Raw genomic sequence first — 12,944 nt, forward strand, 5'->3', positions numbered from 1 at the left:
CGGTGCCCGCCCGCACGGGACACGGGCGGGCACCGGGGCGGGTCACCGCCAGGTGATGCTCACGGTGGCGTTGGCGGTGGGCGTGAGCGTGCGGTTGCCGCCCGTCTCCCAGGTCACCGTGCCGTCGGGGTTCTTCTTGATCAGCTTGTACTCGACCGACTGGCCGGCTGGCAGCGACACCGTGCCGGTCCAGACCGGGTACTGGCTGGGGGAGAGGGCGACCGCGTTCGCCGGGTTCCACGAGCCGAGCGGCGCGGTGGAGCCGACCACGAAGACGTTCTGGCCGAAGGTGGTGGTGGCCGTGGCGTTGAAAGTGATCGCCGCGGTCCCGCCTCCGCCGCCGGTCTGGCTCCACGTCGCCGTGTGCGCCGCGCCGGCCGTACCCGACCGGTTGGGGGTGCTCTCCCAGGTGACCTGGCCGTTGCTGATCCGCACCAGCTTCCACTCGAAGGCGGTGCCGGCCGGGATCGAGACGGCGCCGCTGTACGAGCCGGCGGTCGCGCCCGGGGTGAGGCGCAGCCCGTTCGCCGGGGTCCACGAGCCGAGCTGGGGGATCGAGCCCACCACGTACACGTCCTGCCCGGTCGGGGCGGTCACCTGGAACGTGGTGTTGCCGGCCGGCGGTGGCGTGGTTGGCGGCGGGGACGTCGGCGTGCCGCTCGTTCGGGCGTTCACGTGCAGCGCCACGCCCCGGTCGGCCGGGATGCTCGTGGTGAACGTGCCGCCGGAGACCGTGACCGTGCCGCCCGTGCAGGCGCCGGTCGCGGCGTTGAACGTGCCCCGCGCGACGTTGCAGTACGTGCCGTTCGGCAGGCTCGTGCTGAACGTGCGGCTCCACGCGCTGCCCGTGGCGTTGAACGCGGCGTACCCTCGGCTGCCCCGGGCGAACGCGAGCCGCCCGTTGCCGTCGGTGACGGTGTTGGAGATGCCGGTGCCCTCGGTGGCGTTGCGGAAGCTGGGCATGCCGGCGACCTGCTCGTTGCGGTGCTCGCAGACCCACTGACCGTTGGCGCAGTTGGTGGCGCTGGTGGTGCCGTTCGACGAGCTCGGCGGGCCCTGCGCCTGGTTGGTGCCGAACGTGTAGCTCGACATCAGCTGCACCGTGCCGTACGGATGGGCCATCATGAACGCGTCCGCGAGGTAGTACCGGGCGCCGTTCTTGTATGTGAGCGTGGGCGTGGCCCGCTGCGTGTCGTGGTTGTCGACGAAGACGACCGCCTGGCCGCCGGTGAGCCCGCCGTAGTTCGGCATGCTGGCGAACTGGGCGATGTTGCCGCCCTGGAAGCCGCTGGCGACCGCCCGCTGGTAGTCGAAGTTGGTCACCTTGCCGAGCGGCGCGTACGCGGTGTACGGGATCGTCGCGTCGCCGTACACCTCGTGGAAGATGTCCGGCCGGCCGCCGAAGGCGGGCACGTCGCGCAGCCGGGAGATGATGTCGGCCAGGTGCGCCTCCTGCACGTGCTTGGCCGCGTCGACCCGGAAGCCGGCCACGCCGAGATCGATCACCGCGTTCATGTACTTGGCTATCTTGCGGCGCACCTCAGGATCGCCGGTGTTGAGGTCGGCGAGCGCGAGCAGCTCGCAGTCCTGCACCTCGGCCTTGTTGTTCCAGTTGCTGATCGTGGTGTAGCAGGGCCCGAAGTCCGCGTACCGGTACGCGTCGCCGGAGCCGTCGTTGAACAGGTTCGGGTAGTCGTACTTGCTGTAGACGGTGCCCGCGCTGCCCGGCCCGCTGCCCGCCGAGCCGGTGCCGGACATGTGGTTGAGCACCACGTCGACGTAGATCTTGACGCCGGCGTCGCGGCAGCGGTTGACCATGTCGACGAACTCGGCCCGCGTGCCGCGCCGGGTTTGGTCCAGCCGGTACGAGACCGGCTGGTAGTCCTGCCACCAGGGGTAGGTGGCGCCCTCCGCGCTCGGTAGGACGACGTGCTCCTGAGGTGGGGAGACCTGCACGCCGCCCCAGCCGTTGGGGCCGAGCGTGGTCTCGCACTCGCTGGCGATGGAGCTCCACCGCCACTGGAAAAGGTGCACGATCGACGACCCGTTCGCCACGGCGGCACGCGCGGCCGGCGCGGTCGCGATCGAGACGGCGACGGCGGCGAGCAGGAGCAACGGGATGGTCGCGACCGCTGCCCAGCTGGTCGCGGCCCTTCTTCGAGGTGTCACTGCACACTCCCCGGGATGGGATCGGTTGGCGGTGCCCCGCTCCGGAATCTCTTGCGATCCTTGCAAGAAGTTCCGCACACTGTCGCAACAAGGTAGCAACATAGATGGCCGTTTGTGAACCTCTGGTTTCGGGAGGCTCCATGCGAAGGCGCACCGAAATCCGCTGCTGGATCGCCGCCGGCCTCGTCGCCGGCCTGGCGGTCGGCCTGACCCCGCCCCGACCGCCGCGCAACCCGGCGCCGGGACGGGTCGGCGGCCCCGGCCAGTACCTGCGATGAAAGGTCTTCCAATCATTGCAAGAAGTTGCTAGCGTGCTCCCGCGACAACCCCCACGCGCAACTGAATAGGAGTTCCCCGATGCGCATCCGAACCGCGGGTGCGGTCGCCGCCGCCTTGGCTCTGTCGTTCGCCACCACCGCGTGTGGTGGCGGCGACGAGCCCGCCGCGACCGACTCGCCCGCCGCGAAGGCCGCCGGTGGCCGCTTGGTGATCTGGGCAGACACCAAGCGCACCGCCGCCCTCAAGCCGTTCGCCGACCGCTTCGGCCAGGAGAACGGCGTCACCGTCGAGGTGCAGGAGATCGCCGACGAGCAGCAGACCACGTTCGTGACCGCGTCGCAGCAGGGCAGCGGGCCGGACGTGATGGTCGGCGCGCACGACTGGATCGGCAACCTGGTGCAGAACGGCGCCATCGACCCGGTGCAGCTCTCCGCCGAGCAGAAGGCCGGCTTCGCCGAGATCGCCCTCAAGGCGGTGACCTTAAACGGTCAGGTGTACGGCGTGCCGTACGCGATGGAGAACATCGCCCTGATCCGCAACACCGACCTCGCCCCGCAGGCACCGTCCACAGTGGAGGACCTGGTGGCGACCGGCAAGCGGCTCATGGCGGAGAAGAAGGCGAGCGAGATCCTCTGCCTCCAGGTGGGGCAGAACGGCGACGCCTACCACCTGTACCCGCTCTACACCTCGGCCGGCGGCTACCTCTTCGGCACCGGCGCCAACGGCGACTACGACCCCAAGGACCTGGGCGTCGGCAAGCCCGCCTCGGTGGCCGCGTTCGACAAGATCCGGGCACTGGGCGAGAAAGGTGAGGGCGCCCTCAAGCGCTCGATCGGCGGCGAGAACTCGATCGCCACCTTCACCGCCGGCAAGTGCGCGTTCCTGGTCTCCGGCCCCTGGGCGATCACCGACGTGAAGAAGGCCGGCCTGCGGTACGACATCTCGCCGGTCCCCGCCTTCACCGGGGGCAAGCCGGCCACGCCGTTCGTCGGCGTGCAGGCGTTCTACGCGGCGGCGAAGGGGAAGAACAAGGCGCTCGCCCAGGAGTTCGTCGCCAATTACCTGACGGTGCCGGACCTGGCCGTCGCGCTCTACCGGGCCGAGCCCCGGCCGCCCGCGCTCACCGCCGCCTTCGACCAGGTGAGGGCGGAAGATGAGGACCTCGTCAAGTTTCAGGAGGCGGGGCGGAACGGCGTCGTGCTGCCGGCGATCCCGGAGATGGCCGCGATCTGGGACCCGTTCGGCAAGGCCGAGGCGGCGATCATCGGAGGCGCCGACGTCGCCACCACGGTCGACGCCGCCGCCAGGACGATCTCCGGGCAGATCAGGTAGATGGCGACCCAACTGACCAGTGCGGGGCCCGGCGTCCGGGCCCCGCGCGGCGGCCGGCACCGACCCGAGCCGCCACACGTCGCACGGGACGCCGCGCCGGTCACGCTCACCGGCCTGGTCGCGAGGGTCGTGCTCCTCGGCCTCGCCGCGGGGATCGCGATCTGGGCCGCGTTTCCGCTGGTGGAGGCGGGCGCGTGGATCGGCCTGGCGATCCTCGCCGGCACCACCGCCGGGATCTTCTACCTCTACCTGGGCCGCCGCCACGTCCCGGCCAAGTACCTCGTGCCCGGCACGCTCCTGCTCATCGCGTTCCAGGTCTTCCCGGTCCTCTACACGGCGAGCACCGCCTTCACCAACTTCGGCGACGGGCACCGGGGGAGCAAGGAGGAGGCCGTCGTCGCGATCCAGACCGCGTCGGTGACCCAGGTGCCCGGCTCCACCGAGTACGCCCTCGCGGTCGCCACCACCGGCGACCCGGCCACCGGGCCGCTGGTCTTCCTCGTCACCGACCCGGCCACCGGGGCGGTCTCCGCCGGCGACGGCACCGGGCTGCGCGCGCTGACGGAAACTGAGGTGACCGTCAACTCCGCCGGCAAGGTGACCGCCGCCGCGGGCTACACCGTGCTCGACGCCGGGCAGGCCAGCGCCCGCAGCGCGGAGATCACCGCGTTCGCGGTGCCGACACCCGGGGGCGCGATCCGCTCGTCCGGGCTGTCCCGCGCCTTCGAGGGCAAGGCATCCCGGGAGTACGTGGCGAGCTGCGACTGCGTCCGCGACACCGGCACCGGCCGGATCTGGACCGCCGACCCGGACGCCGGGGCCTTCGTCGCCGCCGATGGGGAGCGGCTGGCGCAGGGCTGGAAGGTCGGCGTGGGGCTGAGCAACTTCGGCCGCGTGCTGACCGACGCCTCGGTCTCCGGCCCGTTCCTGCGCACCCTGGCGTGGAACGTCTCCTTCGCCGTCGGCTCGGTCGCGGTCACCTTCGCGCTCGGCCTGCTCTGCGCGCTCGCGCTGCACACGCCCCGGATGCGCGGCCGCCAGCTCTACCGCGTGCTGCTGATCCTGCCGTACGCGATGCCGTCGTTCGCGATGCTGCTGGTCTGGCGGGACCTCTTCAACACCGACTTCGGGCTGGTCAACCGGCTCCTCGGGCTGGAGGTGGACTGGCTCGGCGGGGTCTGGTCGGCCCGGCTCGCGGTGATCCTCGTGCAGCTCTGGCTCGGCTTCCCGTACATGTTCCTCGTCGCCACCGGCGCGCTCCAGGCGATACCGAAGGAGCTGACCGAGGCGTCCAAGGTGGACGGGGCCGCGCCCTGGCAGTCGTTCCGCCAGGTGACGCTGCCGCTGCTGATGGTCGCGCTGACACCGTTGCTGATCTCGTCGTTCGCGTTCAACTTCAACAACTTCAACGCGGTACACCTCACCACCGAGGGCGGCCCCTTCCCGGCTGACAACCCCACCGCGGGGGCGACCGACCTGCTGATCACGTACACGTTCCGGCTCGCCTTCGGCGCCGCCGGTGCGCAGTACGGGTTCGCGGCCGCCATCTCGGTCTTCATCTTCGCGATCGTCGCGCTCCTGTCGGCGGCCAGTTTCCGGCGGACACGGCGGCAGGAGGAGCTGTACACATGAGAACCCTTCCGCTCCGGCACGCGGTCGCCGCCGGCGCCGTGGCCTTCGCGCTCTTCCCGATCGTCTTCGTGCTGTCGGCGGCCCTCAACCCGCGCGGCACGCTCTCCACGACCGAGCTGCTGCCGACCGGGGTCTCCGCCGAGAACTTCACCCGGCTGCTGTCGGAGACCTCGTTCGCGAGCTGGTTCGCCAACACGATGCTGATCGCCGGGCTCTCCTCGGCCGCGGCGGTCTTCCTCGGCGCGCTGGCCGCGTACGCCTTCAGCCGCATGCGTTTCCGTGGCCGCCGCGCCGGGCTGCTCGCGCTGCTGCTGATCCAGATGTTCCCGCAGTTTCTGGCGATCGTGACCATCTTCCTGATGTTCAGCACCGTCACCGAACTGTGGCCGGCGGTCGGCTTCAACACTCCGTGGGGCCTCGTGCTGCTCTACCTCGGCGGCGCGCTCGGCGTAAACACCTGGCTGATGAAGGGCTTCCTGGACACGCTCCCGCGCGAGCTCGACGAGTCCGCCACCATCGACGGCGCCAGCCACGCCCAGGTCTTCTTCCAGATCATGCTGCCGCTCGTGGCGCCGATCCTGGCGGTCACCGGGCTGCTCGTCTTCATTGCCACCGTCAACGAGTTCCTCATCGCCAACGTGTTCCTCACCGACACCGGCTCCAAGACGCTCGCGGTCGGCATGTACGGCCTCATCGCCGGCGAGCGGAACAACAACTTCGGCGTCTTCTGCGCCGGCACGCTGCTCACCGCCGTACCGACCGTGCTCGTCTTCCAATTCCTCCAGCGCTACATCGTCTCGGGCCTGACCACCGGAGCAGTGAAGGGATAGCCACGTGCCACACCACGACGGGACCATGGTGTCCAACCAGACCCCGGCCCTCGGCGAGACCGTGTCGGTGTTCCTGCGGACACCGGCCGGCGCGCCGGCGCGGCGGGTCCACGTGCGGTCCACACCGGACGGTGAGCCGCACTTCGCGGAGGCGGCGGTAGACCGGTCCACATCGGAGGCGACCTGGTGGCGCGCCGACGTGGTGGTCCGCAACCCGGTGACCAACTACCGCTTCCTCGTCGACGACCGGTGGCTCAACGGGCTCGGGCTCGCCGGCCACGACGTGCCGGACGACCTGGACTTCCGGCTCGTCGCGTACGACCCGCCGCCGGCCTGGTCCCGCGATGCCGTGGTGTACCAGATCTTCCCGGACCGCTTCGCCCGCTCCGGCGCGCCCCTGCCGGCGACCCCGGACTGGGCGGCGGCCTGTGACTGGGACACGCCGGTCGACACCGGGGCGGCGCTCGTGCAGCGGCAGTTCTACGGTGGCGACCTGGACGGCGTCGCCCAGCGCCTCGACCACCTGGAACGGCTCGGCGTCAACACCGTCTACCTGACGCCCATCTTCCCGGCCCGCTCCAACCACCGGTACGACAGCGCCGCCTTCGACCGGATCGACCCGCTGCTCGGCGGCGACGCGGCGCTGGCCCGGCTGGCCGACGCCGTACACGCCCGGGGCTGGCGACTGATCGGCGACATCACCACCAACCACACCGGGGACGCGCATCCCTGGTTCACCGCCGCCGTGTCCGATGTGGACGCGCCCGAGCGGGAGATGTACTACTTCGACAGCGCCGGCGACTACGAGTCGTGGAACGGCGTGAAGACGCTGCCGAAGCTCAACTGGGCCTCGCCGCTCGTGCGCGGGCGGGTCGCCGCGGCCGTCCGGCACTGGTTGCGACCGCCGTACGGCCTGGACGGCTGGCGCGTCGACGTGGCCAACATGACCGGCCGGTGCGGCGCCGACGCGTACACGCACGAGGTCGCCGCGCTCCTGCGGGCGGCCGCCGGCGACGCGCTGTTCGTCGCCGAGCACGCCCACGACCACACCGGCGACCTGGACCGGGGCGGCTGGCAGGGGACGATGAACTACGCCGGCTTCCTGCGTCCACTCTGGAGCTGGCTGCGCGCCGACGACCTCGACCTGCCGCTCTTCCTCGGCGTGCCGGGCGGCGTGCCCCGGAGGGACGGCACCGCGGCGCTAACCACCATGCGCGCCTTCGCCGCCCGCGTCTCCTGGCGCGCGCTCACCCACTCCTGGCAGCTGCTCGGCTCGCACGACACCGCCCGGATCCGCACGGTCGTCGGCGACCCGCACCGCCAGGAGGTCGCCGCCGGCCTGCTGATGACGATGCCCGGCACGCCCATGGTCTTCGCCGGCGACGAGATCGGGCTGCGCGGTGTGGACGGGGAGGACTCCCGCACGCCGATGCCGTGGCACCGCACGGGGGAGTGGGACCACGCGACCTTCGACCGGTACCGGGCGCTGATCGCGCTCCGCCGGGAGGTGCCCGCGCTGCGCCACGGCGGCCTGCGCTGGGTCCACGCGGATGCCGACACGCTCGCGTTCGTCCGGGAGACCGAGGTGGAGAGCGTGCTGGTGCTCGCCCGCCGGGCCTCCGGCACGCCGGTGCGGCTCACCGGCGTGGCGGGCGGCACCAACGTCTACGGCGGCGCGCCCGACCTGCGCCCGGACCCCGCCGGCGCGGTGACCCTGCCGGCGGACGGCCCGAGCTTCCAGGTCTGGCGCGCCTGAAGCCCTTGTTCCAGGACGGATTTGGGCTACCGCGATGATGTCCGCCGCGGTCCAGACCGCCGCGCGGGGTCCCCGGGGAGACGTGGAGCGCGGCGGAGCGTCTTCTTGGGCTGCTTTCCCGCGGCCTCACCCTCCGCGCTCTGGCCCGCTCCCGGAAGGGCGGGGTCGGGCTCACCGACCGCGTCGCTCCGCCTCCCCACGCGGGCCGCTTCCTACGGGAAGCCGAACTCCTGATCCTGAGCCGGCAGTCAGCGTCCGCCGCCGGCGCGGGACCGCCATGGGAGCGACGGCGCCGGCTTCGCTCAGTCGAGTACGCCGGACACAGAGAGCATGCTCCACAGGCCGGCGCCGTCCGGTGCCGATACCCAGCGGTTGCCGGCCTGGTCCGAGGCGGTGGGCGGGCGTTCCGCGGCGGACGGGAGGTGACCGGCCAGCACCGTCTGTGTGGGGGAGAGCGTGCGGATCGCGACGGCGGCGACGTGGTCGGGATGGCTCTCCGCGAACGTCCGGTAGATCTCCGGGTCGTGCTGCCCGTCGTCGCCGACCAGCAGCCACTTCACCCACGGGATCTCCTGCGTGAGCCGCCTCAGCGCGGCCAGCTTGTGCGCCTTCCCGCTGCGGAAGATGCGGTCGCGCTGCGGCCCCCAGTCGGTCAGGAGCAGCGGGCCCAGCGGGTAGAGGTGCCGGGAGAGGAAGCGGGTCAGCGCGGGCGCCACGTTCCACGCGCCGGTGGAGAGGTAGAAGATCGGCGCGGCGGGGTGCGCGGTGGTGAGGCGTTCGTAGAGGACGGCCATCCCGGGCACGGCGGCGCGGGCGTGCTCGTCCAGCACGAAGGTGTTCCAGGCGGCGAGCAGCGGCCGGGGGAGCGCGGTCACCATCACGGTGTCGTCGATGTCGGAGACCACGCCGAAGCGCGCCGCCGGGTCGACGATCCGCACCGGCGCCTCGACCGGCTCACCGTCGCCGCTGCTGACGAGCACGTGCCGCCAGCCCGGCTCGAGGTCGGCCTCCAGCACGGTGTCGATGAAGCCGCCCCGGTCGGCCACCAGCTCGTGCCGCCGCCCGCCCACCTCGACGGCGAACGGCGCGTCCTTGGCCGAGACCGTGGTGAAGCTGCGCCAGCCGCGCACCTTCCCCGGCTTGCGCTGGCGGCGCCGGTCCGGCCGGCTCACCATGACCCGGCCCATGACCCGGACCCAGCCCGGCGCGCCGTAGCCGGTGTACGGCACCACGGTCGCCGACCAGCCCCGCTTGCGCAGCCACCCTTCGAGGACCTCGTGCACGGCATCCTCGACCCGTGCCGCGCGGTGTACGGCGGACACGTCGTCGGTGGGCTCGCTGACCTGCTCTGACACGCCCGTCAGCCTCGCACACCGGCGGGCCGCCCGCACCAGGACACCAGCGCCCGACCGTGGTCCGCCTCGGGGCGCCGACCTCGCGCATCGGCACGGGCAGGTCGGCGTAGCGCCGTCCGCCCACGGTCACGGTGCCCCGCGTGGGCGCGTCCAGCCCGAGGATCATCCGCATGGTGGTGGTCTTGCCGGCACCGTTGGGCCCGAGGAAGCCGGTCACCCGCCCCGGCGCGACCGTGAAGGTCAGGTCGTCGACCGCCACGCCCCGGCCGAACCGCTTGGTCAACCCGCTCAGTTCGATCATGCCGACGATGGTGTCCGGTGGAGATGGCTCGTTCCGGAGAGGTTCTGTGAGTTTTCTGGGAGGCGGCCGGGGCGCCCGGCGCCGCGCGGCCGTTCCACGGGCGTCGGCGGTTCCCTCCGGGGCGGTCGTTGCCGAGGTGGCCGGTCCTGCGTGGAGAAGACGCGCACGGTGGCGACGAGCCGAATCCACAGGAAAATGTCAGCGCTGCATTGACAACCGTGATTGTCCATTGGCATGGTGTTAACGTTAACTGGGCAGCGAAGGGCGAAGAATCATGGCTGGGACGAGAAGGCGTACGGCGGTCGCCGGACTGGCGCTGGCGGTGGCCGCCGCCGGCGCGGTCGCGGTGGTGTCGGCGACAAACGCGCTGGCGGCGACCGGCTGCCGCGTCGACTACGCGGTGACCAGCCAGACGCCAGGGGCGTTCGGCGCGCGGGTCACCATCACCAACCTGGGCGACCAGGTCAGCGGCTGGCGTCTAATGTGGACGTACTCCGCCGGCCAGTCGGTCACGCAAACGCGCGGCGGCAGCCACACGCAGTCGGGCGTGCAGGTGACCGTGACCAACGGCCGCACCAACGGCACCATCGGCACGGGCGGCACCGCCGCGGTCACGCTGAGCGGCACGTGGAGCGGCGCCAACCCGGTGCCGGCGAGCTTCACGCTCAACGGGGTCGCCTGCACCGGGGTCGTCGATGCGCCGGCCGCCACGCCGCCGGCCAGCTATCCCAACCCCGGCCGGGTCACCGGCGACACCGGCGCGCACGACCCCACAGTGGTGCGGGCGCCGGACGGGCGGTACCTGCTCGCCACCACCGGCAACAACATCGCGCTCAAGACGTCGACCGACCGCACCGCGTGGCGCAACGCGGGCGCCGCCTTCCCGGGCGGGGCGCCGTGGACCAGCCCGTACACCGGCGGCTCGGCCAACCTGTGGGCGCCTGACATCTCGTACCGCAATGGACAGTACTATCTGTACTACTCGGCCTCGACGTTCGGCTCGCAGCGGTCGGCCATCTTCCTCGCCACCAGCCCCACCGCCGCCTCCGGCTCGTGGACCCACCAGGGTCTGATCATCGAGAGCAGCAACGCGGTCAACTACAACGCGATCGATCCCAACCTCATCGTCGACCAGAGTGGACAGTGGTGGCTGAGCTTCGGCTCGTTCTGGAGCGGCATCAAGATGATCCGCCTCGATGCCGGCACAGGCAAGCGTTCCACATCGGACACGGCGGTGCGGGCACTGGCCACGCGCACGACGGCGGGCGGCGCGGTCGAGGCGCCGGTCATCCACCGCCGCGGCGGCTACTACTACCTGTGGATCTCGTTCGACCGGTGCTGCCAGGGCGCGGCCAGCACGTACCGCGTGATGGTGGGGCGCTCGACCTCGGTGACCGGTCCGTACGTCGACCGCAATGGCACGCCCCTCACCTCCGGCGGCGGCACGCAGGTGCTCGCCGGCCACGGCTCGATCCACGGCCCCGGCCACCAGGCGGTGCTCACCGACACCGACGGCGACGTGCTCTTCTACCACTACTACGCCAACAACGGCGCGGCGCTGCTCGGCATCAACCTGATCGGCTACGACGCGGCCGGCTGGCCCTTCGTCTACTGACCCGCGCGGCTCCCGCCCGGCAGGCAGGCTCCACGCCTGCCGGCCGCGGGCGCGCTCTCCCCGGGCCCCGGCCGGCGACGGCCGCCCTCGCCGAGGCGCCGCCCACGCCGCGTACGCGGAAGCTCGCGACCTCGCAGACCTGGGCTCAGCCCCACTCGGCGCGCAGGGCCGCGTACACGTACTCGTCGCGCCAGGCGCCCTTCACCGCCACGACCTGGCGGAAGTGCGCTTCGCGGCGCATGCCCAGCCGCTCCAGCACGGCGGCCGAGGCGGCGTTGGCGGCGGAGCAGCGGCCGACGACGCGGTGCAGGCGCAGCCCCCCGAAGGCGATCCGGAGCAGCTCGCGGGCGGCCTCGGTCGCGTAGCCGGAGCCCTGGTGGCGGGGGTCGAGCACGTACCCGATCTCGCCCTGCCGGTGCCGCTCGCTCAGCCACACCAGCTCGACCTGGCCGACCACGACGCCGTCGGCCCGGCGGGCGGCGGCGAGGCTGAGGCAGTCGCCCTCCTTGACCAGCGCGTCCTCGCGGACCATCCGGTCGACGGCCACGCGCACCTGCTCCCGGTCGCGGGGCTCCCAGAGCATGTGGTGGGCCACCTCCGGCAGCCGCTGGTAGGCCCACACGGCGTCCAGGTCACCCATCGTGAACGGGCGGAGCAGGAGCCGTTCGGTCACGATCGGGTACGCGGGCCGGAGCACTTGTGGATCTTATCGGAGCGCCCGGCCGGTGGCCGCACCGCCGTCGACGGCCGCGCGGCGGCCCGGGAGCCGCCGCGCTCCGCGCTCACCAGGTGGCGAACACGCGGGCCTGGCCGCCGGAGCCACCTTGGTACGGGATGAGGCCCACCATGATGGTCGCGCCGGTCCGGGGTACGCGGTCGAGGTTGGCGAGGTTCTCGACGCCGTACCGGTCCGCGCCGGTGAGGATCAGGTGCGTGTCGAATGTGGACGAGTTTCCGGGGTCGATGCTGAGCGTGTCCACGCCGAGGCTGCGGATGCGGCGGTGGCGCAGCAGCCACTCGCACGCCTCCGGGCTGAAGCCGGGGAAGTGCAGCGTCCCGCCCGCGTCGGTGCCCCGGTAGGCGTCCGGGTCGCCGACCTTCGCGCCCCAGCCCGAGTACATGAGGACGGCGGCGTCCCGCGGGATCCGGCCGTACCGCCGCTCGAAGCCCTTGATGTCGTCGACCGTGACGGTCGTGTCGGGGTCGCGGGCGGCGCGGGCCGCGATGTCGACGACCACGGCGGGGACGAGCAGCTCGGCCGGCTGGAGCTCGGGGGAGAGGCGGCCGCCGGGCGTGAAGTGGCCAGGCGCGTCGACGTGCGTGCCGTAGTGCTCGAGGATCCGCCACTCCTGCATGTAGTAGCCGTTCTCCTCGACGGTCACGTACGTGCGGCGGCTCGCCTCCTCGCCCACGGCGAAGGCGGGGAAGGTGGTGGTGAGCGGGTACGTGAGGTCGCGCAGCCCGCGCCGCGGCGCCGGATGGTGGCCGCCGCCGGCCTGGGCCGGCCGCTCCAGCGCGGCGGTCGCGGCGATCGCGGCGGCGCCGACGAGCGCGGCCCGGCGGGAGAGCGCCCCGCCCCGGCCGGTCTGCTTGAGACACTCCTCTGTGCACATGTGACCTGGCTCCTCTCTGGGTCCTCCCAGCACTAAACGCGCTGTCGGACCCGGGCGCTAGC

The 12,944-nt window shown here is 72.2% G+C and carries 10 protein-coding genes and 1 pseudogene; 6 read left to right on the forward strand and 5 right to left on the reverse strand.

Annotation, left to right across the window (positions count from 1 at the left end):
• Positions 1-42: 42 nt before the first annotated feature.
• Positions 43-2,169, reverse strand: coding sequence for a carbohydrate-binding module family 20 domain-containing protein (locus ACFFIA_RS39485; protein WP_377261664.1), 2,127 nt, complete (start codon positions 2,167-2,169; stop codon positions 43-45).
• Between the two features lie 140 nt (positions 2,170-2,309).
• Here ACFFIA_RS39485 and ACFFIA_RS39490 point away from each other — a divergent pair, with 140 nt between their 5' ends.
• From ACFFIA_RS39490 to ACFFIA_RS39510, 5 genes are all read left to right on the forward strand, one after another.
• Entirely contained in the window at positions 2,310-2,447 is a 138-nt protein-coding gene (locus tag ACFFIA_RS39490; protein WP_377261666.1) for a hypothetical protein, read from the forward strand.
• 79 nt (positions 2,448-2,526) lie between these two features.
• On the forward strand, positions 2,527-3,780 hold the full coding sequence (locus ACFFIA_RS39495; protein WP_377261669.1) for a sugar ABC transporter substrate-binding protein: 1,254 nt from the start codon (positions 2,527-2,529) through the stop codon (positions 3,778-3,780).
• Positions 3,781-5,412 carry an ABC transporter permease subunit gene (locus tag ACFFIA_RS39500; protein WP_377261672.1) on the forward strand — a complete coding sequence of 544 codons (1,632 nt, stop codon included), beginning with the start codon at positions 3,781-3,783 and terminating at the stop codon, positions 5,410-5,412. It begins immediately after the preceding gene.
• The gene (locus tag ACFFIA_RS39505) at positions 5,409-6,242 is read left to right on the forward strand and encodes a sugar ABC transporter permease (RefSeq protein ID WP_377261674.1); all 834 of its coding nucleotides are present in this window, start codon (positions 5,409-5,411) and stop codon (positions 6,240-6,242) included. The genes ACFFIA_RS39500 and ACFFIA_RS39505 overlap by 4 nt, the downstream gene beginning before the upstream one ends.
• 4 nt (positions 6,243-6,246) lie before the next feature.
• Entirely contained in the window at positions 6,247-7,998 is a 1,752-nt protein-coding gene (locus ACFFIA_RS39510) for a glycoside hydrolase family 13 protein (RefSeq protein WP_377261676.1), read from the forward strand.
• A 302-nt stretch (positions 7,999-8,300) separates the two neighbouring features.
• Here the strand turns inward: ACFFIA_RS39510 and ACFFIA_RS39515 are convergent, their stop codons facing one another.
• Both ACFFIA_RS39515 and ACFFIA_RS39520 read right to left on the reverse strand, forming a co-directional pair.
• Positions 8,301-9,353, reverse strand: coding sequence for an App1 family protein phosphatidate phosphatase (locus ACFFIA_RS39515; protein WP_377261678.1), 1,053 nt, complete (start codon positions 9,351-9,353; stop codon positions 8,301-8,303).
• A 70-nt stretch (positions 9,354-9,423) separates the two neighbouring features.
• Positions 9,424-9,654, reverse strand: a pseudogene (locus ACFFIA_RS39520) (ATP-binding cassette domain-containing protein); the annotation flags it as partial.
• Between the two features lie 274 nt (positions 9,655-9,928).
• On the opposite strand from ACFFIA_RS39520, the gene ACFFIA_RS39525 reads away from it, so the two are divergent.
• Complete coding sequence (locus tag ACFFIA_RS39525) at positions 9,929-11,269, forward strand: family 43 glycosylhydrolase (RefSeq protein WP_377261680.1); 1,341 nt, start codon at positions 9,929-9,931, stop codon at positions 11,267-11,269.
• A 145-nt stretch (positions 11,270-11,414) separates the two neighbouring features.
• Here ACFFIA_RS39525 and ACFFIA_RS39530 read toward each other — a convergent pair whose 3' ends face one another.
• Positions 11,415-11,966: a GNAT family N-acetyltransferase gene (locus ACFFIA_RS39530; RefSeq protein ID WP_377261682.1), complete on the reverse strand. Its 552-nt coding sequence runs from the start codon at positions 11,964-11,966 to the stop codon at positions 11,415-11,417.
• An 85-nt stretch (positions 11,967-12,051) separates the two neighbouring features.
• Positions 12,052-12,882 carry a cyclase family protein gene (locus ACFFIA_RS39535; RefSeq protein WP_377261684.1) on the reverse strand — a complete coding sequence of 277 codons (831 nt, stop codon included), beginning with the start codon at positions 12,880-12,882 and terminating at the stop codon, positions 12,052-12,054.
• Between the last annotated feature and the right edge of the window lie 62 nt (positions 12,883-12,944).

The sequence above is a fragment of the Phytohabitans kaempferiae genome, from assembly GCF_042433955.1.
Classification (GTDB): domain Bacteria; phylum Actinomycetota; class Actinomycetes; order Mycobacteriales; family Micromonosporaceae; genus Phytohabitans; species Phytohabitans kaempferiae.

Excerpts from the sequence above, each read along its gene's own strand:
- ACFFIA_RS39535 (WP_377261684.1), bottom strand. The coding sequence starts at position 12,882 with ATGTGCACAGAGGAGTGTCTCAAGCAGACCGGCCGGGGCGGGGCGCTC.
- ACFFIA_RS39490 (WP_377261666.1), top strand. The coding sequence starts at position 2,310 with ATGCGAAGGCGCACCGAAATCCGCTGCTGGATCGCCGCCGGCCTCGTC.
- ACFFIA_RS39500 (WP_377261672.1), top strand. The coding sequence starts at position 3,781 with ATGGCGACCCAACTGACCAGTGCGGGGCCCGGCGTCCGGGCCCCGCGC.
- ACFFIA_RS39495 (WP_377261669.1), top strand. The coding sequence starts at position 2,527 with ATGCGCATCCGAACCGCGGGTGCGGTCGCCGCCGCCTTGGCTCTGTCG.
- ACFFIA_RS39505 (WP_377261674.1), top strand. The coding sequence starts at position 5,409 with ATGAGAACCCTTCCGCTCCGGCACGCGGTCGCCGCCGGCGCCGTGGCC.
- ACFFIA_RS39525 (WP_377261680.1), top strand. The coding sequence starts at position 9,929 with ATGGCTGGGACGAGAAGGCGTACGGCGGTCGCCGGACTGGCGCTGGCG.